Origin of the sequence: Streptomyces sp. NPDC006368 (assembly GCF_040612535.1) — a bacterium.
In the GTDB taxonomy this organism is placed as follows: domain Bacteria; phylum Actinomycetota; class Actinomycetes; order Streptomycetales; family Streptomycetaceae; genus Streptomyces.
On sequence record NZ_JBEXQK010000022.1, the window covers coordinates 1 to 23,973 of the forward strand.

Here is a 23,973-nt window from a genome sequence, read left to right on the forward strand (position 1 = left end):
TTTTACTGCTCCGGCCACCACCTACATCTACACCACTCCCCTCACACTCTTTCCCTCCCCGAGGGAGATCCGTTCTGTCCCCGGCTGGGGCGGGCGGTGCGCCGCCGGCGGCGCGCGCTGGCGGCCGGGCTGGCCGTGACGGCTGCCGCGCTGGCCGCGTCCGGGCCTCGGGGGCCGGGCTCCACCGAGAAACCGGAGACGGTCACGGCATCGGACCACGCATCGGAGCGCGTATCGGAACGGGCGCCGGACCACGCGCCGGACCGGCAGCGGGATCGCCGGCGGGATCGGCCGCAGCCGGTCGAGGTGGTGTCGGCTCCGGTGCGGATCGCGGACGGGGCGACGGTACGGCTGCTGCGGCCGGGCGACCGGGTGGACGTGATCGCCGCCGGGGTGTCGCCGTCGGGTGACGGGGACGCCCGTGTGGTCGCCTCGGGGGTCCGTGTGGCCGATGTTCCGCGGACACCCGAACCGTCGCCGGACGGCGGGGCGCTGGTCGTGCTGTCCGTCCCCCGCGCGACGGCGACGGCGCTGGCCGGCGCGGCTGCCGGCTCCCGGCTGGCGGTGATCCTGTGCTGACCCGTACGGGCTTTCCGTCACCTCACCTGTCCGTGTGTCCGGAGTGGACGGTCATGGGCGGTGCGCGGCGTAATGGCTCGGCCAACCGCACAGGCGACGAAAGGCACCGTGGTGAGCCAGGAGAAGAAGCAGAGCGTGCTGGAAGGCTTCAAGGCCTTTCTCCTGCGGGGGAACGTCATCGACCTGGCGGTCGCGGTGGTCATCGGAGCCGCGTTCACCAGCATCGTGAACGCGGTGGTGAGGGGGGTCATCAATCCGATCGTCGGCGCCTTCGGCACCAAGGCCCTGGACCACTACCAGTCGTGTCTGAAGGGCCCGTGCGAGGTGGACGACAGTGGGAACGCCGTCAGCGGCATCCCGATCCTGTGGGGCACGGTGCTGAGCGCCACGCTCAGCTTCCTGATCACCGCGGCGGTCGTGTACTTCCTGATGGTGCTGCCCATGGCCACATACCTTGGCGCGACGGGCCGCGCTGGAGAGGCAGAAGGCGGGCGTGGAGGAGACCTTGGAGGTCACGGAGCTGGCGGTGCTCAAGGAGATCCGCGACGAGCTCGTCGCGCGGCGCGGCGGGCGGACGGCCGACTGGACCCATGACACCCCGAGGCCGGGGCCGTTGGGCCCCGGCCCGGGTATCGGCTAGGGCGTCGGCTCAGATGTGGTGCGGCGGCTTCTCGTCGAGGAAGCGCCCCAGATCCGCGGCGCCGTCGCCGTCAGGAGTCCGCTCACCCCACCCACGGTCCGTATCGTCCGCCGACTGCTGGTCGAGCGGATCGTCGAAGCTCAACGCCGGCGTCTTCTTCTTCGGCGGCGCCGGCTCGGGCTTCGAATCGCGCGGTCCGGGGGCGGGGGCGGTGCTCATGTTCCCAGCGTACGCCGGGTGTCACCGGTCCTCGGGGTCAAGCAGGCACAGACCGAGGACGGCGAGGAACGACAGCACCGGGGAAGGCGGCGCCCGCCAGGCCGTCGCGGTGTCGCCCTCCATCCATTCGTCGACGACGACGGGCAGGCCCCGGAGTCGGCCGGCGAGGACGGTGAGTGCCGGCGAGGCGGGCCGACGGTTGGGAGGAGCGTTCCGGTTCCTGTCGGCTTCCGGGGCCGGGGCCGGTCGCGCGGCCTCGGTGGGCCCGGCGTGCGCGGTGATGGCGACGCGCCGACGGCGGGGGGCCCGGTCGACACCTCGTCCGGCCCCAGAGGCGCGGGCGGATCGTCGGGAGCGGGCTCACCGGTGGGCGCGGGCGGGTCGTGGGGGCCGGGTTCGCCGGTAGGGGTGGAGTCGGGTTCGCCGGTGGGGACCGATGGGGCGCCCGGGTCCGGGGGGCCGGTGGGGGCGGGCGGGGCACCGGGGCCCGGCTCACCGGTGGGCGCGGGTGGGTCGTCGGGTCTGGGTTCGCCCGTCGGGGCCGGGGGCTCGTCGGGGGCCGGCTCGCTCGTCGCCGCGGGCCGGGCGCCCGGGTGGACCGGGTGCGGCGTACCCGGGGCGGTCCTGCCCGGCGGCGTGGGCGGACCCGGGGGCGGCGTGCACGGGGGCGTGAGCGGGGCGGGGCCGCCGGAGACGTCCGGGGCGCGCTCCTCGCGGGCCTCGCGATGTGCGCGGTCTTCAGGGGGGTCGGGCGGTTCGGGGCTGGCGGAGGGAGCGGGCACGCGGCCACCGTAGGGGGGACGTGGACGGTCCGCCCCTTATGGGGACCTCGGGAGTGACGGCTTACCACGGATGGCCTCCCGCCCCGGCGTCGTCCCCGCGCGCCCGGAGCGGGGCGATCTGACCGCCCGTACGGCCCCCGCGTGGTACGCAGGGTGCATGAATGACGCACTGACGGACGTGGCCGGGTTGCGGGTCGGCCACGCGCGCGTGGCGGGGGACGGGGCGCTGAGCGGCACCACCGTCGTCCTGGCACCGGAGGGCGGGGCGGTCGCGGCCGTGGACGTACGGGGCGGTGGCCCCGGGACGCGGGAGACGGACGCGCTCGACCCGCGCAACCTGGTCCAGCGCATCGAGGCGGTGGTCCTGACCGGCGGCAGCGCGTACGGGCTGGAAGCGGCGGCCGGGGTGATGGCCTGGCTGGAGGAGCGGGGCCGGGGCGTACGGGTCGGGCCGGACCCCGCGCACGTGGTGCCGGTCGTCCCGGCGGCGTGCGTGTTCGACCTGGGCCGGGGCGGCGACTTCAAGGCCCGCCCGGACGCCTCGACGGGCCGTGCGGCCGTGGAGGCGGCGGCGGCCACCGCCGAGGGGGCGCCCGTCGCGTGCGGCGCGGTGGGCGCGGGCACGGGCGCGGTGGTCGGCGGGATGAAGGGCGGGGTCGGCACGGCGAGCATGGTGCTCGCCTCCGGGGTGACGGTCGCCGCACTGGTCGTGGCCAACGCGGTCGGCTCGGCGGTCGATCCGGGTACGGGCGTGCTGTACGGGCGGTACGGCGACGGGCGGGGCCACGTCACCCCGCCGGACCCGGAGGTGCACGCGGCGGCGCTCCGCCGCCTGGCCGCCGCCAGGGAGCGGAGCGGGGAGCCGTCGCTGAACACCACGCTCGCCGTCGTCGCGACGGACGCCGACCTGACCCGGGCGCAGGCGCACAAGCTGGCCGGAACGGCGCACGACGGTATCGCGCGTGCCGTGCGCCCGGTGCATCTGCTCAACGACGGTGACACCGTCTTCGCCCTCGCGACGGGTGTGCGCCCCCTCGCGCGCCCGGCGCACCCGCTCGCGCTCAACGAGGTGCTGGCGGCGGGCGCGGACGTCGTGACCAGGGCGATCGTCCGGGCCGTGGAGAGCGCCGGATCGGTGTCGGGTCCGGGCGGGGACTTCCCCGCGTACCGGGATCTGTACGGGACGGACTGACCGGCGGGGCCCGGGAGTTGGGTGGGGGCGCGGGAACTCGCTCCGCGCGCCCCACGTTTTGTGGAAGCCGGACACGTTGTCGGACCCAGGCACTACCTTAAGCAAGCATCAAGTGACACGCGGCGACGGCCTGGAGTCCCATCTTGAACGTTCCGAATGATGCTTACGAGACGACCGAGACCCACGTCGAGCGGCTCCTGGGGCGGGCGCTCAACTCCTTCGACCTGCCCGACGCGCTGGTCGAGCGTCTGGACTCGGCGCTGGCGCACGCCAGTGCGCTGCACTCGTCGCACCACAGCGCCCAGTTGCACCGCGCGACGTATCGGCACACGTATCTGCTCACGGACGGGTCGTCGCTGACGCTGTGGGAGCTGGTGCACAACACCGGTCGCGACGGCGGCGACCAGCACGAGCTGTACGCGGACGAGTCGGAGGTGAGGCTCGCGGCGTCCCGGCTGCCGGCCGGCTTCTCCGAGCCGGAGACGGATCGGGAGCGGTACCGCGGCCCGGGGCTGGACGTCGACCTGGATCTGGAGCTGCTGGGCGCGCTGCTGTCGACGCCTCCGGCGGCGGCGCCGGTGTACGAGCCGGACGACTCCGCGGACCACGCGCGCCGGGTGCTGCGTCGCGCGGAGAACGCGGACCGGCCGGGCGAGGAGGTCGCGGCGCGGCTGCGGGGCGCGTTCGCGCACCACATCAAGCAGGTGTTCGGCCGCCAGTGCAGCGTCGCGGGCCGGGACGTCGGCTTCACGCTGTACGAACACGGCTTCCTGCTGCTGGACGGCACTGAGATGAGCGTGTGGGAGGTGGAGCACACGGCGACACCGGACGGGCGCCACATGTGCGAGGTGTACGAGGACGAGCGCACCGCGCGCGAGGCGATGGAGCTCCGCGCCCGGGTGCGCTGACCCCCGGCGGCGCCGTCGCGGGGTGTGCTCGGCCCCGGCGCCTTGATCGTCACGCCCGGCGTGACGCTGCCCGGCGACTCACCGGCCGAGCACGCCCGCCCCGGCACGCCGGTCGCTGCCGTCGCCGCCGGGGCGTCGCATGTCGTCGGGGGCCGCGCCGACATGGAGGGGACGGGCACCGGACGGCGGCGCGCTAGGCCGCGACGGGCACTTTGGTGGCGGTCTCGGAGGTGGGGGTGGGGGTCCGCATCCGGTGGGCGTGGCTCTTGAGCAGGACGACGAGCGCGGTGCTCACGAGCGTGCCGGCGAGGATCGCGACCAGGTAGAGGAACGGGTGGCCGATCAGCGGGACGACGAACACGCCGCCGTGCGGGGCGCGCAGGGTGCACTCGAAGAGCATGGACAGGGCGCCGGTGACCGCGCCGCCCGCCATCGCCGAGGGGATGACCCGCAGCGGGTCCGCCGCGGCGAAGGGGATCGCGCCCTCGGTGATGAACGAGGCGCCGAGCACCCAGGCCGCCTTGCCGTTCTCCCGTTCGGTGGGGGTGAACAGCTTGCCGCGCACGACGGTGGCCAGCGCCATCGCGAGCGGCGGCACCATGCCCGCGGCCATCACGGCCGCCATGACCTTGAGCGAGCCCTCGTTGGGCGTGGCCAGGCCGCCGACGGCGAAGGCGTACGCGACCTTGTTGAGCGGGCCGCCGAGGTCGAAGCACATCATCAGCCCGAGGATCACGCCGAGGACGACGGCGTTGGCGCCCGACAGTCCGGACAGCCAGTCGGTGAGCGCCGCCTGGAGGGAGGCGATCGGTTTGCCGACCACCAGGAACATCAGGAAGCCGACGACCGCGGAGGAGAGCAGGGGGATGACGACGACCGGCATGATCCCGCGCAAGGGGCCGGGCACCCTGACGCGCCGGATCGCCAGCACCACCGCGCCCGCGATCAGACCCGCGGCGAGACCGCCGAGGAACCCCGCGTCGATGGTGAGCGCGATGGCGCCGCCCACGAAGCCGGGGACGAGCCCGGGCCGGTCGGCCATGCCGTACGCGATGTAACCGGCGAGGACGGGGACGAGGAAGCCGAACGCCAGCCCGCCGATCTGGAACAGCAGCGCGGCCCAGCTGTCGGCCTGCCCCCACGCGAAGTGCTCGGCGACGGAGGGAGCCTTGTCGATGGTGTAGCCGCCGATGGCGAAGCCCAGGGCGATGAGAAGACCGCCCGCGGCGACGAACGGGACCATGTAACTGACGCCGCTCATCAGCCAGGTGCGGAGCTTGGTGCCGTACCCCTCGCCGGGCCCGCCCGCGCTCTCGACCGGTGTGGCCGCGTGGGGGGCGGTGATCTCGCCGCGCTCGGCCTTGCCGCGGACTTCGGCGATCAGCTCGGCGGGCCGGTTGATGCCGGCCTTCACGCCGACGTCGACGGTGGGCTTCCCGGCGAACCGTTCCTTGTCCCGGACGGGCACGTCGTGGGCGAGGATCACCGCGTCGGCGGCGGCGATGACGGCCGGGTCGAGCCGGGCGAACCCCGCGGAGCCCTGCGTCTCGACGGTCACGTCGACGCCGGCGTCCCGCCCTGCCGCCCGGAGTGCCTCGGCGGCCATGTAGGTGTGCGCGATGCCGGTGGGGCACGACGTCACGGCCACGATCCGGAACGCCCCGGCTCCTGACCCGGCGCCGGTGCCGGTGCCGGTGTCGGTGTCGGTGTCCGTGTCGGACGCGGTGCCGGTCGTGGTGTCGGTGCCGGTCGTGGTGTCGGTGCCGGTGTCCGCGTCGGACGCGGTGCCGGTGCCGGTGTCCGTGTCGGTGTCGGTGCCGGTGTCGGTGTCCGTGTCGGTGTCGGTGCCGGTGCCGGCAACCTCAGCCTCCGCCTCCGCATCCCCTTCCGGAGCCTCCCCGCTGAGCAGGGCCGCCGCCGCCCGCGGGGACGTCACCGTGCGCAGGGCGGTCGTGAAGTCAGCGTCGATCAGGCGGCGGGCCAGTGAGGACAGGATCGTCAGGTGGGCGTCGTCCGCGCCCGCCGGGGCGGCGATCAGGAAGATGAGGTCCGCCGGTCCGTCCGGCGCGCCGAAGTCGATGCCGCCGGCCGCGCGCCCGAACGCGAGCGTCGGCGCGGTCACATGCGCGCTGCGGCAGTGCGGGATGCCGATCCCGCCGTCCAGGCCCGTCGGCATCTGCGCCTCGCGCGCCGCCACATCGGCCAGGAAGCCGTCCAGGTCGGTCACCCGGCCCAGCGCCGCCATCCGTTCGGCGAGCGAGCGGGCCGCTTCTTCCTTCGTCTGCGCGGCCAGGTCGAGGTCGACCAGGTCCGCGGTGATCATGTCGCTCATCGCGCGGCTCCCTTACTCGCTGAGTGCTCGGTCGAGGGGTACGTCCGCGGTCACGGTGACCGAGGACAGGTCCAGATCAGCCGGTGTCGGCATTTCGCTGCCGGGCAGCCGGACGGCCGCCGCGCCGTGCGCGACCGCCGCCGCCAGCGCGGCGGGCCCTTCGCCGCCCGCCGTGAGGAAACCGGCCAGGGAGGCGTCGCCCGCGCCGACGTTGCTGCGTACGGCGTCGACGGCCGCGTACCCGTAGAGGACGCCGGCGCCGGAGACGAGGAGCTGCCCGTCGGCGCCCAGGCTGGCCAGTACCGTGCCGGCGCCCGCCGCGCGCAGTTCCTCGGCCGCCTTGACCGCGTCGCCGACCGTCGCGAGAGGCCGGCCGACCGCCTCGGCGAGCTCCTCCGCGTTCGGCTTCACCACGTCGGGCCGGCCCCGGAGCGCGGCGAGGAGTGACGGGCCGGAGGTGTCGAGGGCGATCCGGGCGCCGTAGCCGTGCGCGCGGGTGACGAGGTCGGCGTACCAGGCGGGGGTCAGGCCCCTCGGGAGGCTGCCGCCGCAGGCGACCCAGGTGGCGGTGGGCGAGTACCTGCCGACGGCCGAGAGGATCGCCTCGGACTCGGCGGGGGTGAGTACGGGGCCGGGTGCGTTGATCTTCGTGAGGGTGCCGTCGGGTTCGGCGACCGCGATGTTGGAGCGGGTGTGCCCCTTGAGCGGGACGGGGGCGACCTCGATGCCCTGGGCGGCGAGGAGCTCGGCGAGGAGCGTACCGGGCGCGCCGCCCAGCGGTACGACGGCGACGGTACGGTGCCCGGCCGCCGCGACGGCCCGGGAGACGTTGACGCCCTTGCCGCCGGGGTCCAGGCGTTCACCGGCGGCGCGCAGCACGCCGCCGCGCTCCAGCGCCGGGACTTCGTAGGTCCGGTCGAGAGACGGGTTGGGGGTGACGGTGAGGATCATGCGCGTACGACGTCCGTTCCGGCCGCCTCGATGGCCGCCGCGTCCGTGGGGCTGAGCCCGCTGTCGGTGATGACCAGGTCCACGTCGAGGAGGTCGCCGAACCGGGCGAAGTGGTCCTGGCCGTACTTGCCCGAGTCGGCCAGCACGACGACGCGCCGCGCCGCCGCGACGACGGCCTGCTTGACGGCGGCCTCGGCGAGATCGGGGGTGGTGAGCCCGTACGCGGTGGAGAAACCGTTCGTGCCCAGGAAGGCGACGTCGGCCCTGATCTGCGCGTACGCGTGGAGCGCCCACGCGTCGACGGCGGCGCGGGTGCTGTGCCGGACCCGGCCGCCGACCAGGTGGAGGGTGATGCCGGGGTGGTCGGCCAGCCGGGCGGCGACGGGCAGGGCGTGCGTGACGACGGTGAGGGAGCGGTCCAGCGGCAGGCCGGCGACGAGGCGGGCCACTGTGGAGCCGGCGTCGAGGATGACCGTGCCGTCCTCGGGAAGTTCGGCGAGCGCGGCGCGCGCGATGCGGTCCTTCTCGTCGGCGGCGGTGGACTCGCGCTCGGCGAGGTCGGGTTCGAAGTCGAGCCGCCCAGCCGGAATGGCGCCGCCGTGGACCCGGCGGACGAGCCCGGCGCGGTCGAGGGCCTTGAGGTCGCGCCGGATGGTCTCGGCGGTGACCTGGAACTCCTCGGCGAGGGACAGCACGTCGACCCGGCCGCCCTCGCGGGCGAGGCGCAGGATCTGCTGCTGGCGCTCCGGTGCGTACATGTTGGTTTGCATCCGTTCTATGCCCGAACGTGTGGTTCCAACGCCACCGTACGACACATCCGGGCACGCGGGAAGGCCCGGCCCCTCTTCCGGGTGCCGGGCCTTTCGCCTCGTTGCGCGAACCGCCGCCGTCAGTGCACGAGCACCGGCTCCGCGTCCTTCTCCGCCGTGCCGGACGGGGTGGACGCCTCGCCCACGGTCTCCGCGGCCCGCTCCTGCCGGGGCTTGGCCGGCAGCGCGAACATCACCACGAAGATGACCGCCGCCACCGCCACGACCCACCACAGCGAGCCCCGGAACGCGTCCACGAACGCCGTACCGACCTGCGCCGGAGTCGTCGGCCGCCTGTCGTCGATCACCCCGAAGAAGACCACCGACACCAGTCCGAGGCCCAGCGCCGTACCCATCTGCCCAACCGTGTTGATCAGCCCGGACGCCGAACCGGCGTGCTCCCGCGGCACGTCCGACAGCACCGCGTCCGTCAGCGGCGCCACGATCAACCCCATGCCGGCGCCCATGACGACCAGCGGCAGCGCCATCTGCCAGGGCTCGATGCCCGTGCCGTACCGCCCGGCCTCCCAGATGTAGAGGAGCAGCCCGGCGGCGAACGTCAGCGCGCCCGCCTGAAGCACCTTCCGGCCGAAGCGGGGCACCAGCTTCTGCACGGACATGCCGGCCGCCGCGGAGACGGCGAGGGAGAACGGCACACCGGTCAGCCCCGCCTTCAGCGGGCTCCAGCCCAGCCCCATCTGCATGTACAGCGTCCAGACCAGGAAGAAGATGCCCATCACGACACCGAACGTCAGCTGGACGGCGATACCGGCGGCGAAGCTCTTCACCCGGAACAGCGACAGTTCGACGAGCGGCGAGCCGTCCTTGCGCGTCTTGCGCCTCTCGTACGCGACGAACGCCCCGAACACCACCAGGCTGCCGGCCATGCACAGGTGGCCCCACAGCGGCCAGCCCAGCTCGCGACCGCGCGTCAGCGGGTAGAGCAGCATGAGCAGGCCGAGGGTCACCAGCGCGACACCGACCAGGTCGAGGCGGAGCGCCCGGTCGGCGCGGGACTCGACGATGAACTTCCGGCCCAGGATCAGACCGGCGATGCCGACCGGGAGGTTGATCAGGAAGATCGGCCGCCACTCCAGGCCGAACAGGTTCCACTGGGTCAGCAGCGCGCCCAGCAGCGGACCGGACACCGCCCCGAGCCCGACGATCGCGCCGAACATCCCGAAGACCTTGCCGCGTTCGTGCGCCGGGAAGGTGACATGGATGATCGCCAGCACCTGCGGCACCATCATCGCGGCCATCGCGCCCTGGAGGAGCCGGGAGGCGACCAGCATCTCGGCGTTGACGGCGAAGCCGCAGAGCGCGGAGGCCGCGGTGAAACCGGCTATGCCGACGAGGAAGAGCCGCCTGCGGCCGTAGATGTCGCCCAGCCGGCCGCCGGTGATCAGCCCGGCGGCGAAGGCGAGCGCGTACCCGGCGGTGATCCACTGGATCGCGCCGAACGACGCGGACAGATCGCGCTCGATGCTCGGAATGGCGATGTTGACGATGGTGACGTCGACGAGGTCCATGAAGGCGGCGGTCATGACGATGGCGAGGGCGAGCCATCGGCGCCGGTCGGCGGCGGCGCGCGTGCGATCCGGCGGGAGGTCCTGCGACTGCGTGGAGGTCATGGGAGGAACGTAGGCGGGATGTAGGACAGATCATGTCCTAGTGGAGCGGCATGCTGGTGGACATGACGGACACCCCGGCACGCCTCCTGAATCTGCTGTCGCTCCTCCAGACCCCGCGCGAATGGCCCGGCAGTGAGCTCGCCGAGCGGCTCGGTGTCAGCCCGCGCACGATCCGGCGGGACATCGACCGGCTGCGCGACCTCGGCTACCCGGTCGAGGCGACGATGGGGCCGATCGGCGGCTACCGGCTCGTCGCCGGAAGCGCGATGCCACCGCTGCTCCTCGACGACGAGGAGGCCGTCGCCATCGCGGTCGGGCTGCGGGCGGGGGCCGGCCACGCGATCGAGGGCGTCGAGGAGGCGGCCGTACGGGCGCTGGCCAAGCTGGAACAGGTGCTGCCGTCCCGCCTCCGGCGCCGGGTCTCCACCCTCCAGAACGCGACGATCCCCCTCACGCGGGGCGACGGCGCGACGGTCGCGCCGTCGACGCTCACCGCGCTGGCGAGCGCCGTGACCGGGCACGAACGGCTGCGGTTCGCGTACCGCGCGGGCGACGGCACGGAGAGCAGACGGCAGGTCGAGCCGTACCGGCTGGTCTCCACGGGCTGGCGGTGGTACCTCGTCGCGTACGACCTGGGCCGGGAGGACTGGCGCACGTTCCGCGTCGACCGCGTCAGCGAGCCCTTCCCGACCGGGGCACGCTTCACGCCGCGGGAGCTGCCGGCCGGGGACGCGGCGCGGATGCTGTCGCACTCGGCGGCGCGGACGCGGCAGGACCACGAGGTGGACGTGACGTTCGCGGCGCCCGCGTCCTTCGTGGCGGCCCGCCTGCCGCACCATCTGGTCCCGGAGCCGACAGGCCCCGACACCTGCCGTCTGCGGGCACGGTCCGCGGACTCGGTGGAGTGGCTGGCGCTCCGGCTGGCCCTGGTCGACTGCGAGCTGACGGTGCACGGTCCGCAGGCGCTGGTGTCGTACGTGTCCGACCTGGGCGCCCGTCGACCCGCGCGGCGGAGCCCACCCCACCCGGCACGCCCTGACGGACAGCGTGGCCGCGCCTGCGCCTGTACACGTGCGCGCGCCCGGAGTGGTGACCCACCCGACGGGGGCCGGACCGAAGTGGCACCCACCCGACGGGCAGCGTCGGCCCGAAGTGGCACCCACCCCACGGGGGCCGGACCGAAGTAGTACCCACCCGACGGGCAGCGTCGGCCCGCCCGGCCACCCCCGCCCAAGGTGGTCGCCGTACCCACGGGGACGGACCCGCCCAAGGTGGTCGCCGTACCCACGGGACGGACGCGCCCATCGGTCCACGGCACGCCCGAAGTACCCGCCGCACGGGAGACGGACCCGCCCACGGGTCCACGCTCCCCGCATCCGCCCGCGCCACCGGCGCGAGGTTCCGGTGACTGACCCTTCGCGGCGGGCCCCGGCGGGGCCTACGCCGCCGCGTCGAAGCCCGTGTCGCGGGCCATGCGCTTCAGTTCGAGCAGCGCGTGCTTCTCGATCTGCCGGATGCGCTCACGCGTCAGCCCGTGCTCCTTGCCGACCTCCGTCAGCGTCCGCTCCCGGCCGTCCTCGATGCCGTACCGCATCCGGATGATGGAGGCCGTGCGGTGGTCCAGCTTGCCGATCAGGTCGTCCAGCTCCTCGCTGCGCAGCAGCGTCAGCACCGACTGCTCGGGCGACACCGCTGACGTGTCCTCCAGCAGGTCGCCGAACTGCGTCTCGCCCGCGTCGTCCACCGGCATGTTCAGGGAGACCGGGTCGCGCGCCCAGTCCAGGACGTCGATGACCCGCTCCGGCGAAGTGCCGAGTTCCGCCGCGATCTCCGCGGGCTCCGGGTCGCGCCCGTGCTCGCGGTTGAACTCACGCTGCACGCGCCGGATGCGCCCGAGCTCCTCCACCAGGTGGACCGGGAGCCGGATGGTGCGCGACTGGTCGGCGATCGACCGGGTGATGGCCTGCCGGATCCACCACGTCGCGTACGTCGAGAACTTGAAGCCCTTGGCGTAGTCGAACTTCTCCACCGCCCGTACCAGGCCGGCGTTGCCCTCCTGGATCAGGTCGAGGAGGGGCAGGCCGCTGCGCGGGTAGCGCCGGGCCACCGCGACGACGAGCCGCAGGTTGGAGCGGATGAAGACGTCCTTCGCGCGCTCGCCCTCGGCGACCAGTGCCTCCAACTCCTCACGGGACGCGCCACCCGCCTCGCTCTCGATCTCGCCGTCGAGGATCTGGTGGGCGTACACACCCGCCTCGATGGTCTGGGACAGCTCGACCTCCTTCGCGGCGTCGAGCAGGGGCGTGCGCGCGATCTCATCGAGGTACATGCCGACCAGGTCGCGGTCGGCGATCTCCCCGCCCACGGCGCGAGCACTGCTTGCCCTGTCGGTCCCGGTCGCTGTCGCGGCGGACTGACGTTGGGCGACGGCACGGGTTGCCATGCGAGCTCCCTTGCTGAGTAGGTGTCGCGACACCCTTCCGGGTGCCCTGCATCCGACGGAAACAACGACTGGAATCAGGACAGAATTCCCATGGCACCCACCCTTTTTCGTGATCTTGCAGTACCCTGTGCGGCCACCAGGGGAGGCCGAATGTCGGACGGATGGACAGACGTGCAGGTCAGCGCGGGCGCGGAGGCGGACCTCGGCGCCCTCACGGACATCTACAACCACTACGTCCGCGAGACGGCCATCACATTCGACACGGAACCCTTCTCCCCCGAACAGCGGCTTCCATGGCTGCGCTCCCACCCCGAAGACGGCCCCCACCGCCTCCTGGTTGCCCACCGCACCGCTCACGACACCGCCGCCCAGAACACCGCCGCTCACGACACCGCCGCCCACGACGTCACCCGCGAAGGCGCCCCCACCGGTAGCCACACCGGCGCCCGGCGGCTCGGGTACGCGACCTCGAGCCCCTTCCGGCCGAAGGCCGCGTACTCCACGTCCGTCGAGGTCAGCGTCTATCTCGCGCCGGAGGCCGTCGGGCGCGGCATCGGCACGCTGCTGTACGACCGCCTCTTCGGCGCCCTCGCCGATGAGGACGTCCACCGGGTGTACGCCGGTATCGCCCTGCCGAACGACGCCTCGGTGCGCCTCCACGCCCGCTTCGGGTTCCGCCACACCGGCACGTTCACCGAGGTGGGGCGGAAGTTCGGGCGGTACTGGGACGTGGCGTGGTACGAGAAGGACCTGTAACCCTGTCCGGGGCCGGGCTACCCGAACTGCACGGACCGCTTCGCGAGGCCCATCCAGAACCCCTCGATCACGCTCCGCCCACCGCCCAGGTCGCCGGCCGCGTCCGCCGCGCCCAGCGTCACGAAGAGCGGGGCGAAGTGCTCGGTGCGCGGGTGCGCGAGCAGCCCGGCCGGAGAGGAGTGCGTGAAGTCCAGCAGCGCGTCCACGTCCTTCGCCGCCAGGGCGCGCCGTCCCCAGTCGTCGAACTCCGCCGACCACGCGGGCACGCCGGGACCGGTGTGCCGCAGCGCCGCCAGGTTGTGGGTGAAGAACCCGCTCCCGACGATCAGTACGCCCTCGTCCCGCAGGGGCGCCAGCTTGCGCCCGATCCCCATCAGCGCGCCGGGATCGAGGGTGGGCAGCGAGATCTGCAGGACGGGGATGTCGGCGTCCGGGTACATCTCGACGAGCGGCACGTACGCCCCGTGGTCCAGCCCCCGGTCCGGGATGTCCTGCACGGGCGTGCCGGGGGCGCGCAGCAGCTTGCGCACGGCGTCGGCGAGGCCGGGCGCGCCCGGGGCGGCGTACCGCACGCCGTAGTAGTGCTCGGGGAAGCCCCAGAAGTCGTACACGAGCGGCACGGTCCGGGTGGCGCCGAGGGCGAGGGGGGCCTCCTCCCAGTGGGCGGAGACCATCAGGATCGCGGTCGGCCTCGGCAGGGCCGCCGACCAGGCGGCGAGCTCGCCGGGCCAGACCGGGTCGTCGGCGAGGGGTGGCGCGCCGTGGGAGAGGTAGAGGGCGGGCATGCGCCCGCTGGGGGTGGCGGTCATGGCGACTCCCGGTCGATGGTTCCAGGTTACTACTTGAAACTTCAATCGAATTCGACCGTACCGCTCCACACCATGTAGTTCAACTTTCAAGAAGCCTTAGAGTGGAGACATGAGCGACGACCAGGACGGGCCGCGCTGGCTCAGCGACGACGAACAGTGCGTCTGGCGTGCGTATCTGCACGCCACCACGCTGCTGGAGGACCATCTCGACCGCCAGCTCCAGCGTGACGCCGGGATGCCGCACGTCTACTACGGCCTGCTCGTCCAGCTCTCCCAGGCCCCGCGCCGCCGGATGCGCATGACCGAACTCGCCAAGGGCGCCAAGATCACCCGCTCCCGGCTGTCGCACGCCGTCGCCCGGCTGGAGAAGAGCGGCTGGGTGCGCCGCGAGGACTGCCCCTCCGACAAGCGCGGCCAGAACGCCTACCTGACGGACCAGGGCTACGAGGTCCTCAAACGCAGCGCACCCGGTCACGTCGCCGCGGTACGACAGGCGATCTTCGACCGGCTCAGCCCGGAGCAGGTCCGCCAGCTCGGCGAAATCATGCGGGTGATGGCCGAGGGCCTCCAGCCCACGGACCCGAACGCCGACCTCCCCTGGCTGCGCTAGAACACCACTGCGGGCCAACACACCCAGAGCGTCCGGGTCATCGAGGCATCCGGGTCATCGAGATCGCCCAGACTGCCCAGGTCGTCCTGGACGTCAAGGACATCTGGTACATCCAGGATGTCTAGGTCGTCAGGAGCACTCCGCCGTACGACACCGACCCCACGATCACCCAGGCGGTGAGCCCGAGCACCGCGACCCGCGCCCCCGTGCGGGAGAGCGTCGGCAGGTGCACCGCGCTGCCGAGGCCGAACAGGGCGGTGGCGAGCAGCATTTCCTGCGCCGTCCCGGCGGCGGCCAGGACGGGCGCGGGCAGCAGCCCCGTCGTGCGCAGCGCCACCATGGCGAGGAACCCGGCGACGAACAGCGGGACCAGCGGCGGCCGTCCCCCCGCAGCCGCACCCCTGGCCCCCGCTCCCCCGGCCCCGGTGCGCACCCGGCGGCGCGCGGCCACCACCAGCCCCGCGACCAGCGGCGCCAGCAGTGCCACGCGCATCAGCTTGACCAGCACGGCCTCCCCCAGCGCGGCCGGCCCCGCGGTCTGCGCGGTGGCCACCACCTGGCCGACGTCGTGCACCCCGGCCCCGACCCACCGTCCGAACTGCGCGTCCGTCAGCCCCAACGGCCCGTGCAGCAGCGGAAGTACGGCGATGGCGAGCGTGCCGCACAGCGTCACCAGGGCGACGGACGTGGCGGCGTCGTCCTCGTCGCTGTCGTGCACCGCGGCCACCGCGCCGATGGCGGAGGCACCGCAGATGGCGTACCCGGTGGCGATGAGCAGCGGCTGGTCGCCCGGCAGCCCGAGCCGGCGCCCCAGCCACCAGGTGCCGCCGAAGGTCGCCGCCACCACGGCGAGCACCATGGCGACCGTCCCCCAGCCGAGGCCGAGGACGTCCGAGAGGCCCAGCTTCAGCCCGAGCAGGACCACCCCGGCCCGCATCAGCCGCCTGGCGGCCAGGGTGAGCCCGGCCCGGCAGTGGCCGCGCACGCGGGTGCGCAGCCGGGGCGTGTGCGCGGCGGCGACGCCGAGGACGACGGCGGCGGTGAGGAGGGGCACGGCGGGCACGGCGAGGTGGACGAGCCAGGCGGCGCCGACCCCGGCGGCGGCGAGCGCGAGCCCGGGGACCGGCGTCGTACGGGCGGGGGTGGCCGTACGGGTACCGGCGAGGACCATTACGCGTCCACCGGCACCGGGTACACGCGCCGGATGCTGGTGCCCAGCCGCGTGATGTCGGCGCCGTACACGTGCACCGACACGGCCGTACCGCTGCCCCCGTTGCGTACGAGGTGGATGTCGCCGGGCGGCGCGAAGGCGGCGACCGCGCCGAGCCGGTTCACCACGTCCTGGGTGGCGACCAGCCGCGCGGACGCGCCGTCGGGCACCAGTTCGTAGCGGCGTTCGTGCTCCTCGCCCCGGTGGACACCGGTGACGCACCAGGAGACGTGGTCGTGGACGGGCGTGGCCTGGCCGGGCAGCCAGACCAGGGACACCACGGAGAAGGCGCCGTCGGGTTCGGCGTGCAGCACGTGCTGGCGGTAGCGCCCGGGGTCGCCCTCGCACTGCGCGGCGGTGAGCAGGTCGGGGGTGCCCAGGTGCGGGGCGAGGCGGGCGGCGACGAGCCGGGCGGTCGGCTCGGGTGGCAGGCCCCGGTCCACGACGTCGCGCACCTCGGTGACGAGGGCTCGCAGGCGGGCGGTGGCCGACGTGAGGGAGGCGGTGGTCGTCATGACCGGAGCGTCCGGGCGGCCGGACCCCGGCGTCCAGGCAGGGTTCGTTACCGGACCCCCAACGACCCCTGATGGGTCAGCAGCCCACCTTCGCCTCCGCCGCCGCGACGATCGCGTCCAGCGCGAGCGAGGTGGCGGGGATCCGCAGGTGGTCGCGGAGGACGTACGCGTACACCTGGCGCCGGGTGTGCGGCTCCACGATCCGGCCGGTGACCTTGGCGTGGCAGAGGAACGACAGCACCAGCGCCGGGACCATCGCGATACCGATGCCCGCGGCCACCAGGCTCTGCATCACCAGGTTGTCGTCCGTCGTGCACGCGATGTCGGGGCTGAAACCCTCCTCGGCGCACGCGTGCAGGAAGTTCGCGCGGCAGCGCGCGCAGCCGGCGATCCACCGCTCGTGCGCGAGGTCGGCGAGGTGCACGGCCCGGCGCCGGGCGAGCGGGTGCCCGGAGGGCAGGAGCACCGTCAGCGGGTCCTCCAGCAGTTTGAACTCGGCCAGTTCGCCGGGGACGTCGACGCGCAGTCCGGGATAGCTGAAGGCCAGCGTGATGTCGCACTCACCGCGGGCGGCCATGCGCAGTGACTCCGGTGGCTCGCACTCGACCAACTCAACGCGCACGCCGGGGTGTTGCTCCGCCATCCGGGCCATCGCCTCGGGCAGGATCGTGGCCCCGGCACTCGGGAACGCGCAGACCCGCACCCGCCCGGAGCGCAGCCGCGCGATGGCGTCGATCTGCTCCTGCGCCACGGCCAGGCTGTCGAGGATGGTGCCGGTGTGCCGGGTGAGCGTCTCGCCCGCCTCGGTGAGCCGCAGGCCGCGCCCGACGCGGGTGAACAGGGGGGTGCCGACGTCCCGTTCCAGGGCCTTCATCTGCTGGCTGACGGCCGGCTGGGTGTACCCGAGGGCGCGGGCGGCCGCCGTGTAGGAACCGGTCCTGACCACTTCATGGAAGGTCTTGATGTACCGGGAATCGAACACGTCGAAAGCATAAGCGGAAATTGGGGTGCGGAAAGGGCCGCTTCCCGGCCACTCGAACACCACTCCCGGCCACCGCCGACGCCGGACCGGTGCCGTCACCCCGACGCCGGACCGGTGCCATGGCGCAGACGCCGGACCGGTGCCGTCACCCCGACGCCGGACCGGTGCCATGGCGCAGACGCCGGACCGGTGCCATCGCGCCGACGCCGGTCCGGTGCCGTCACCCCGACGCCGGACCGGTGCCATCGCGCCGACGCCGGACCGGTGCCGTCACCCCGACGCCGGACCGGTGCCAGCACCCCGACGACCCCACCCGGCGGGTGGCCCACGTCCGCCTCCCGAGGGACACGCCCCCGAGGCCCCCCGAGGGTCACGCCCCCGGGGGACACGCCCAGGTCCGCTCCCCGAGGGACACGTCCCGCGTTTCCGCAAGCCCGGCTGAGCCGTGCCGGTCACCCCTTCCCCGCGAATCCCACGATCGGCCCACCCGGCGGGCGGCCCCAGAGGCCCCGACACAGGCTGTTCGGGACGGAGAGCAGCGCGGATCCGGCCGCCTGCCGCGGACCGGAGGGACCAGCGTGTATGGAGGACACCCGCCGGCGGATACGCAGACCGGTCGCCCTCGGCGCGGCCACCACCCTCGCCCTCGCCACGCTGGCCACGGCGAGTTCGACCCTCCCGGACCGCACCCGCGCCTCGGCCGGCCCCATCGCAGCCGGGGACACCACCGACGAACTGGCCCTCGGACCGTGCCGGATCACGGCCACCATGGGCGTACAGATGTCGGAGGGCATTCCCACACCACCCGGTTACGCCCGCTCGACGGGCGAGGTCCGCGCCCTGAACCTGATGATCGACTTTCCGGACGCGCCCGGGGAGGGCACGGCGATGAGCCGGTACGCGGAGTTCTTCCCGCAGACCTCCGACTGGTTCCGCGTCAGCTCGTACGGGCGGCTCGTGTACCGGCCCGAGGCGCCCCTGCCGGACTGGCTGCGGATGCCGCTGCCGTTCTCCGCGTACGGGATAGAGCGCGGCTCACCGTACGAACCGGGCTATCGGCGTCTCGTCGAGGACATCGTGACCGCCGCCGACCCGGAGGTCGACTTCAGCGCGTACGACCTGGTCAACATCCTGGTCACCCCGAACGCGGGCCCCTCGGCGCTGGACACCGTCCTGTCGGTGACCTTCTCGGGCAACGGCGACGCGCCGCACGCGGACGGTGTGCCGCTCGCCAACACCTCGTTCGTCTACAGCCGTCAGGACGACGGCTCGGGTTCGTACCACGAGACCGGCTACCGGGTCCTGCCCCACGAGAACGGCCATGTGTTCGGCCTGCCCGACCTCTACACGCAGGAGGGCGGCGGCGCGGTCGGGCACTGGGACATCATGTCCGAGGACTGGGGCGCCAACAACGACCTGCTGGGCTGGCACAAGTGGAAGCTGGGGTGGCTCGACAACGACCAGGTGCGGTGCGCCTCTACCGCCGGCAGCCGGGACTACACCCTCACGCCGCTGTCCACGCGCGGCGACGGCACGAAGCTGGCGTTCATACCGCTGACGGAGGAGACCGGGTACGCGGTGGAGGTCCGCACCCGGGACGGCAACGACGAGGCGGTCTGCGAGCCGGGCGTCCTCATCTACCACGTACGGTCGAACGTGGACACCGGGCAGGGCCCGGTCACCGTCGTGGACAGCGACCGGGACAGCGGCGGGTGCACGCGCCGGCCGAACGTGCACGCGGAGCTGTCGGACGCGCCGTTCCGACCGGGCGAGTCGTACACCGACCGCGAGAGCGGACTGCGCATCCACGTGCTGTCCGAGAACCGCGGGACGGGCACCTACCGGGTCCGCGTCACCCGCCTGTGACCGTTCACCACCCACCGGGTCGGCGTCACCCGCACCCCCGTCCGTCACACTCGCCCGCGCCCGTCACCACCTACCGGGACGGCGTCACCCGCGCCCGGAGGTCCTCCCGCAGCTCCCGCTTGAGCACCTTCCCCGTGGCGTTCCGGGGCAGCGGCCCGTCCTGTACGAAGACGTGGGCGGGCACCTTGAAGGCCGCCAGGCTCCGTCCGACGTGCGACCGCAGCTCCTCCGCCCCGGCCGACGCGCCTTCCCGCAGCCGCACCACGGCCGCGACCTCCTCGCCCAGTACGGGGTGGGGCACCCCGAGCACCGCCGCGTCGACGACGTCGGGGTGGGCGTACAGCGCGGCCTCGACCTCGACGCAGTAGACGTTCTCGCCGCCCCTGATGACCATGTCCTTGAGCCGGTCGACGACGGAGACCCGACCGTCGCGCACCGTCGCCAGGTCGCCCGTCCTGAACCATCCGTCGCCGGTGAACGCCTCCGCGGTCGCCTTGTCGTCGCCCCAGTACCCGCGGACCAGGGACTGGCCGCGCAGCCACAGCTCGCCGACCTCGCCCTCGGGCAGGGGCCGCCCGTCGGGCGCGGCGATGCGTACCTCGGTGACGGGGGTCGGCCGCCCGGCGCTGCCGGGGAAGGCGCGGTACTCGTCGCCGAAGGTGGCGAGGACGCCCCCGCTGGTCTCGGTCAGTCCGTAGCCGTTGCGGGGTTCGACGCCCTCGGGGCAGCGGTCGACGAGCCGGGGCGGCGCGGCGGCGCCACCGGTGTTGAGGTGCGTGAGCGTCCCCAGGCCCGCGTCGCCCGCCGCGTCCAGCAGTTGGAGGGCGGTGGTCGGGACGCCCGCGTAGTGGGTGACGCCGTGCTCGTGGATGAGCTCCAACGCCCGCCGCGCGTCCCACTTCCGCATCAGGACGAGCGCGCCGCCCGCCGCCATCACGGAGTAGAACGACGTGAACGCGGCGACGTGGAAGAACGGGAACGTCGTCAGCGACACGGGCGCCGGCCCCTGCCCGGGCACCTGCCCGCGCGCCAGGGCGGCCACGGCGGCCTGGTAGCGGGGGTTCATCGCGGCCCCGGCCTGGGCGAGGTGCGTGGCGACGGCGCCCTTGGGGCGGCCGGTGGTGCCGGAGGTGTAGATGATGGTGGCGTCGTCCTCGGGCCGGACGTCCACGTCGGGCGGCCCGAGCGCGGGGTCGGGCGCGGGCAGGTCCTCGTACCGCTCGAAGAGCCCTTCCGCCGCGCCCCCGTGGAAGACCACGCCCCGCACGCCGTGCCGGCCGCTCCACTCCCGCACGCGCCCCACCCGCTCGCCGTCGACGAGGAGCACCCGCGGCCGGCAGTCGTCGAGGGCGTAGGTGAACTCGTCCTCCGTCCACCAGGCGTTGAGCGGCACGGCGACCAGCCCGGCCAGTTGCGCCGCCCAGAAGGCGATCTGCCACTCGGGGTGGTTGCGCATCGCGACGACGGCCCGGTCGCCGCGCCGCAGGCCGTACTCGTCGGTCAGCCGCCGGGCGAGGGAGCAGGCCGCCGCGAAGAACTCGCCGTAGGTGTAGGCGCGGTTCCCGGCGACGAGAAAGGGCCGCTCCCCGTACGCCCAGGTGACCTCGACGAACTCCCGCAGCGTGCGGGGCCCGCCCGCGTACACGGCCCGCCCGTCCTCGCCGGTCTCGACGGCGAAGGGCGCGCCGGGCGCGGTCAGCAGGTCGTCCGGTGACGGATCGGTGTGCGGCACCATCGCCTCTTCCTAAGCGCTTGCTCAGCTTCTGGGGCCCGACGCTATGCGCCACCGCGCCACCCCGTCAAGGAGGTACATGCACCCGCCATCGATTTTCGGTCGAGTCGCCCACCGGCTCGACACGGGCTCGATGGAGCCACTCGGCCGTGCCGTACAGCTCGCCGACCGTGAGGGAGTGCCGCGTCCACCTCGGCGGCGGGGCCGGGCGACGGCGGTGATCGCCCCACTGGCGAGCCGGCCCCGGATCGCCGCCAACGCCGCCCGAGCGGACCTGCCCACCCCGGCGCCGCGGGCCTCACCGGCGACGAGGGCGAACCCCGACGATCACGCCCACCCCAAGACCCAACCTCCGCCCCACCGCCCGGCCCCGATCCGCTAACCTGTGGGGACCGCCCTCAGGGGCGGTCGCAACCCTTGCAGGGGCCGGGATGGATGCTCACGCGAGCATTCAGCCCCGTTCTCCGCAAGGCCCCGCCTTCGTAGCTCAGGGGATAGAGCACCGCTCTCCTAAAGCGGGTGTCGCAGGTTCGAATCCTGCCGGGGGCACCAGACAAAAGGCCACCTGGGAACATTCCTGGGTGGCCGTCACTGTCGTCGGCTCAGGCTTGTGTCACAACCGTGCCGCCGCGAAGGTCGGCCACGGTCGGCGAGGGTGTCCTGCGATCGGGTTCCAGCCTCTCTCACCAGGTACGAAGCCGCAGGTCACCGGTGCGACGCCCCAGTCGGTCCCTCTCGTGAAGTGGATGTTGCCCTCCGGTTCTGTGTCGAACCCAACGTGGACGGCCGCAGCGAATGGGCGCCCGCGGGCGCATACTGGGGACAATGACAAAGCCTGCTGCACTGAAGCGTCATTTGCCTACCAGCCCCTTCAAGGCCCGGGCCACGCCGGATCCCGCGCACTTCGCCGTGGGTGACCAGGTGACGCACGACATGTACGGCCTCGGCCGGGTGATCGGCGTCGAGGACGGGATCGCGGTGCTCGTGGATTTCGGCTCGGTGCAAGAGCGGATCCTGAGCCCGTACTCCAAGATGACCAAGCTGTAGGACCTCTGTGCCCAATCATGGCAAGCCGGTCCTTTCAGGAACTTGTAGCGAAAAGGGAGACCTCTCATCGATCTGACCTCGTTGTTCTCTGCTCCGGAAGGGGCAACCCGCAGCTCTGCCACGGCATTGCCGCCTCTGACGACAAGCCCCTTCCAGGCTCCGGACTTCGGAGAGGACGAGGCCGCCGTATTCGAGGACGCGCAGGACACGTCTCAGGCATGAGTGCAGCGTGACCCGAGGCGGCCGGCTCCCACCGGTTACGCGGGATCCGGCAGCCGGCCACGGGCCTTCCGTCTCCGTTTCCGTTCCCTCCAGAGCCACGGATCAGCAGGCTTCTGACATCCACGGCTGACATCAACGACCCGGACAGGGTGAACACCAGCGCCCCTGTCCGGCCGTCGCGCCGGTCGACGGCGGCAGCCGGGGGCTCGGATCGAACTCCTGAAGCGGGTGCCGCAGGTTCGAATCCTGCCGGGGCACAGAGAAAAGGGCCAGCTCAGGAGGGGTTTCCTCGCCGACTGGCCCTTCACCGTGTCCGGGGTCGTGCCACACGCGTGCCACTGGAGTCCACGCGGAGTCCACATCCCCCGGCTGGGGCCTCTCCCCACCGTTTCGGATCATGGCGCCGAGGCGGTCCGCGATCGCCCGGTCCCGGTCGCCGGTCATGGGCACGCATCGCCCACCGCCGCGCCCCAGTAAGTGGGACGACGGCTGAATCGGGTGTCGTAGGTCCGAGCGCCGCCCGGGCAACAGCCGCCAAGGCCGAGCCGATCATGGTCCGGGGCTTCGGTATCCCGGCCCCGCCCGGGCGTCCCTCCAGCAACGCCCCTCCGCCGCGCGGGGTTTGCGTCGGCGCACAGATCTCCGTGCGCCCGTTCGAAGCTGCCCCTTTCGGGGCGTACGGCGCCTAGGGTCGTACGTATGGGAGACATCTTCGTGCTCGACGAAGCACTGGGAAGGCTGCACGCCACCGGGCCCGAGCGTCTCGGGCGGTTGACCAATCACGCGCCGATGGCCGTGGAGGCGCTCGCCTCGCGGGGGCACGGGCCGGCCGTGCACCGGTGGCTGGACCTGTACGAGGACAAGCTGGAGGACTTCCCCGCCCGGACGCGGCCGGTCACCGAGGCCGACTGGCGTGAGGCGCTGGGGGATCCGCGGCGGGTCGCCGACTGGGTGGACTTCTTCGGCCGGCAGACCGCCGAGCGGCCCTGGCGGGACGTACTCGCCGAGTGGTGGCCCCGGCTGCTGCCCGGCATGTACGGCGGGTCCACCCATCCGGTGATCCGCGTCGGGCACGCCGTGCGCGCCCTGACCGAGCACGGCGAGACCGCGCCACGGCTCGCCGAGCTGGCCCATGGCCTGGGCTACTGGGCCGCCCGGCACCACCCGGTCACCGGCGTGGCTCCCCTGGCCGGTGCGCCCACCGCCCGGGAGGCGCTGGACCGCGTCCCCGCCCTCGACGAACCCACCGGCGGGTTCCCCGACCGGCTGGCGCGGGTCACCGGCCTGCCGGTGTGGCCGTCGGAGGACATCGGCCCGGACCGCGCGGACCGGGCACGGGAGCGGCTGGAGGAGCTGGTGCGCGCGGCCACCCACCGTTACGCCACCCACGGCCACGGCGACCCGACGATGCTGGTCCACGCCGCGACCGCGCCCAACGCCGTACTGCGTACCCTGCCCGCCCTGCCCCGCCCGCTGTGGGCGCCGAGCCTGCACGCGGCGTGGACCGCGTCCGCCGCGGTCACCGCGATGTACGCCCCCTCGGCCCCCGTCTCCTACCGGGCGCCCGGCGGCGTCACCCCGGAGGAGGTCTTCGAGCGTGCCCTGGCCCACGGGGACGAGCACGTCATCAAGTTCACCGACACCGCTCTCGACGTCGGCACCGAAGATGCCCTCGCCGCCGCCCTGCGGGCGATCGAGCTGAGTGAACCGCTGACCTGACCACCGCCCCGGGGGCGGC

General features: G+C 73.4%; 20 protein-coding genes, 1 tRNA gene and 2 pseudogenes. 11 read left to right on the forward strand and 12 right to left on the reverse strand.

What is annotated here, in order from left to right:
• Nucleotides 1-321: 321 nt before the first annotated feature.
• Nucleotides 322-579, forward strand: coding sequence for a hypothetical protein (locus ABZZ38_RS17965; protein ID WP_356740661.1), 258 nt, complete (start codon nucleotides 322-324; stop codon nucleotides 577-579).
• Between the two features lie 72 nt (nucleotides 580-651).
• A pseudogene (locus ABZZ38_RS17970) lies at nucleotides 652-1,219 on the forward strand (MscL family protein).
• Nucleotides 1,220-1,228: 9 nt separating this feature from the next.
• Here ABZZ38_RS17970 and ABZZ38_RS17975 read toward each other — a convergent pair.
• Nucleotides 1,229-1,438, reverse strand: a complete 210-nt coding sequence (locus ABZZ38_RS17975) for a hypothetical protein (RefSeq protein ID WP_356740663.1) — start codon at nucleotides 1,436-1,438, stop codon at nucleotides 1,229-1,231.
• A 21-nt stretch (nucleotides 1,439-1,459) separates the two neighbouring features.
• A pseudogene (locus ABZZ38_RS17980) lies at nucleotides 1,460-1,934 on the reverse strand (hypothetical protein).
• A 443-nt stretch (nucleotides 1,935-2,377) separates the two neighbouring features.
• On the opposite strand from ABZZ38_RS17980, the gene ABZZ38_RS17985 reads away from it, so the two are divergent.
• Nucleotides 2,378-3,412 carry a P1 family peptidase gene (locus ABZZ38_RS17985; protein ID WP_356740665.1) on the forward strand — a complete coding sequence of 345 codons (1,035 nt, stop codon included), beginning with the start codon at nucleotides 2,378-2,380 and terminating at the stop codon, nucleotides 3,410-3,412.
• A gap of 143 nt (nucleotides 3,413-3,555) precedes the next feature.
• A complete protein-coding gene (locus tag ABZZ38_RS17990; RefSeq protein ID WP_356740667.1) occupies nucleotides 3,556-4,320 on the forward strand; it encodes a DUF6227 family protein in 765 nt (254 codons plus the stop codon).
• Between the two features lie 193 nt (nucleotides 4,321-4,513).
• Here ABZZ38_RS17990 and ABZZ38_RS17995 read toward each other — a convergent pair whose 3' ends face one another.
• From ABZZ38_RS17995 to ABZZ38_RS18010, 4 genes are all read right to left on the reverse strand, one after another.
• Nucleotides 4,514-6,652, reverse strand: a complete 2,139-nt coding sequence (locus ABZZ38_RS17995) for a fructose-specific PTS transporter subunit EIIC (RefSeq protein WP_356740669.1) — start codon at nucleotides 6,650-6,652, stop codon at nucleotides 4,514-4,516.
• A gap of 12 nt (nucleotides 6,653-6,664) precedes the next feature.
• Nucleotides 6,665-7,603, reverse strand: coding sequence for a 1-phosphofructokinase (gene pfkB, locus ABZZ38_RS18000; protein ID WP_356740671.1), 939 nt, complete (start codon nucleotides 7,601-7,603; stop codon nucleotides 6,665-6,667).
• Nucleotides 7,600-8,361, reverse strand: a complete 762-nt coding sequence (locus ABZZ38_RS18005; RefSeq protein WP_356740825.1) for a DeoR/GlpR family DNA-binding transcription regulator — start codon at nucleotides 8,359-8,361, stop codon at nucleotides 7,600-7,602. The genes pfkB and ABZZ38_RS18005 overlap by 4 nt, the downstream gene beginning before the upstream one ends.
• Before the next feature lie 131 nt (nucleotides 8,362-8,492).
• Nucleotides 8,493-10,043 (reverse strand): MFS transporter, encoded by a 1,551-nt coding sequence (locus ABZZ38_RS18010; protein WP_356740674.1) that lies wholly within the window; start codon nucleotides 10,041-10,043, stop codon nucleotides 8,493-8,495.
• 62 nt (nucleotides 10,044-10,105) lie between these two features.
• Between ABZZ38_RS18010 and ABZZ38_RS18015 the strand changes: the two genes are divergently transcribed.
• Nucleotides 10,106-11,230 (forward strand): transcriptional regulator, encoded by a 1,125-nt coding sequence (locus ABZZ38_RS18015; protein WP_356740676.1) that lies wholly within the window; start codon nucleotides 10,106-10,108, stop codon nucleotides 11,228-11,230.
• Between the two features lie 251 nt (nucleotides 11,231-11,481).
• Here ABZZ38_RS18015 and ABZZ38_RS18020 read toward each other — a convergent pair whose 3' ends face one another.
• Nucleotides 11,482-12,486 carry a sigma-70 family RNA polymerase sigma factor gene (locus tag ABZZ38_RS18020; protein WP_356740678.1) on the reverse strand — a complete coding sequence of 335 codons (1,005 nt, stop codon included), beginning with the start codon at nucleotides 12,484-12,486 and terminating at the stop codon, nucleotides 11,482-11,484.
• Between the two features lie 150 nt (nucleotides 12,487-12,636).
• On the opposite strand from ABZZ38_RS18020, the gene ABZZ38_RS18025 reads away from it, so the two are divergent.
• Nucleotides 12,637-13,242: an N-acetyltransferase family protein gene (locus ABZZ38_RS18025; RefSeq protein WP_356740680.1), complete on the forward strand. Its 606-nt coding sequence runs from the start codon at nucleotides 12,637-12,639 to the stop codon at nucleotides 13,240-13,242.
• Between the two features lie 17 nt (nucleotides 13,243-13,259).
• On the opposite strand, the gene ABZZ38_RS18030 is transcribed toward ABZZ38_RS18025, so the two are convergent.
• Entirely contained in the window at nucleotides 13,260-14,051 is a 792-nt protein-coding gene (locus ABZZ38_RS18030) for a class III extradiol ring-cleavage dioxygenase (protein WP_356740682.1), read from the reverse strand.
• 109 nt (nucleotides 14,052-14,160) lie between these two features.
• On the opposite strand from ABZZ38_RS18030, the gene ABZZ38_RS18035 reads away from it, so the two are divergent.
• A complete protein-coding gene (locus tag ABZZ38_RS18035; RefSeq protein WP_356740684.1) occupies nucleotides 14,161-14,661 on the forward strand; it encodes a MarR family transcriptional regulator in 501 nt (166 codons plus the stop codon).
• A 121-nt stretch (nucleotides 14,662-14,782) separates the two neighbouring features.
• Here the strand turns inward: ABZZ38_RS18035 and ABZZ38_RS18040 are convergent, their stop codons facing one another.
• The 3 genes from ABZZ38_RS18040 to ABZZ38_RS18050 form a co-directional block, all read right to left on the reverse strand.
• Nucleotides 14,783-15,832: a putative sulfate exporter family transporter gene (locus ABZZ38_RS18040; protein WP_356740686.1), complete on the reverse strand. Its 1,050-nt coding sequence runs from the start codon at nucleotides 15,830-15,832 to the stop codon at nucleotides 14,783-14,785.
• Nucleotides 15,832-16,386, reverse strand: a complete 555-nt coding sequence (locus ABZZ38_RS18045) for a cysteine dioxygenase family protein (protein ID WP_356740688.1) — start codon at nucleotides 16,384-16,386, stop codon at nucleotides 15,832-15,834. Before ABZZ38_RS18045 ends, ABZZ38_RS18040 begins: the two co-directional genes overlap by 1 nt.
• Nucleotides 16,387-16,462: 76 nt before the next feature.
• Nucleotides 16,463-17,368, reverse strand: coding sequence for a LysR family transcriptional regulator (locus ABZZ38_RS18050; RefSeq protein WP_356740690.1), 906 nt, complete (start codon nucleotides 17,366-17,368; stop codon nucleotides 16,463-16,465).
• A gap of 582 nt (nucleotides 17,369-17,950) precedes the next feature.
• On the opposite strand from ABZZ38_RS18050, the gene ABZZ38_RS18055 reads away from it, so the two are divergent.
• Nucleotides 17,951-19,234 carry a M6 family metalloprotease domain-containing protein gene (locus tag ABZZ38_RS18055; RefSeq protein WP_356740692.1) on the forward strand — a complete coding sequence of 428 codons (1,284 nt, stop codon included), beginning with the start codon at nucleotides 17,951-17,953 and terminating at the stop codon, nucleotides 19,232-19,234.
• A gap of 70 nt (nucleotides 19,235-19,304) precedes the next feature.
• Here the strand turns inward: ABZZ38_RS18055 and ABZZ38_RS18060 are convergent, their stop codons facing one another.
• Entirely contained in the window at nucleotides 19,305-20,969 is a 1,665-nt protein-coding gene (locus ABZZ38_RS18060; RefSeq protein WP_356740694.1) for a class I adenylate-forming enzyme family protein, read from the reverse strand.
• Nucleotides 20,970-21,442: 473 nt separating this feature from the next.
• Here ABZZ38_RS18060 and ABZZ38_RS18065 point away from each other — a divergent pair.
• The 3 genes from ABZZ38_RS18065 to ABZZ38_RS18075 all read left to right on the forward strand — a co-directional run bounded on the left by ABZZ38_RS18065 (nucleotide 21,443) and on the right by ABZZ38_RS18075 (nucleotide 23,954).
• Nucleotides 21,443-21,518 (forward strand) — tRNA-Arg (locus tag ABZZ38_RS18065).
• Between the two features lie 273 nt (nucleotides 21,519-21,791).
• Complete coding sequence (locus ABZZ38_RS18070; protein ID WP_356740696.1) at nucleotides 21,792-22,013, forward strand: hypothetical protein; 222 nt, start codon at nucleotides 21,792-21,794, stop codon at nucleotides 22,011-22,013.
• 921 nt (nucleotides 22,014-22,934) lie between these two features.
• Entirely contained in the window at nucleotides 22,935-23,954 is a 1,020-nt protein-coding gene (locus ABZZ38_RS18075; RefSeq protein WP_356740698.1) for a questin oxidase family protein, read from the forward strand.
• Nucleotides 23,955-23,973: the final 19 nt, after the last annotated feature.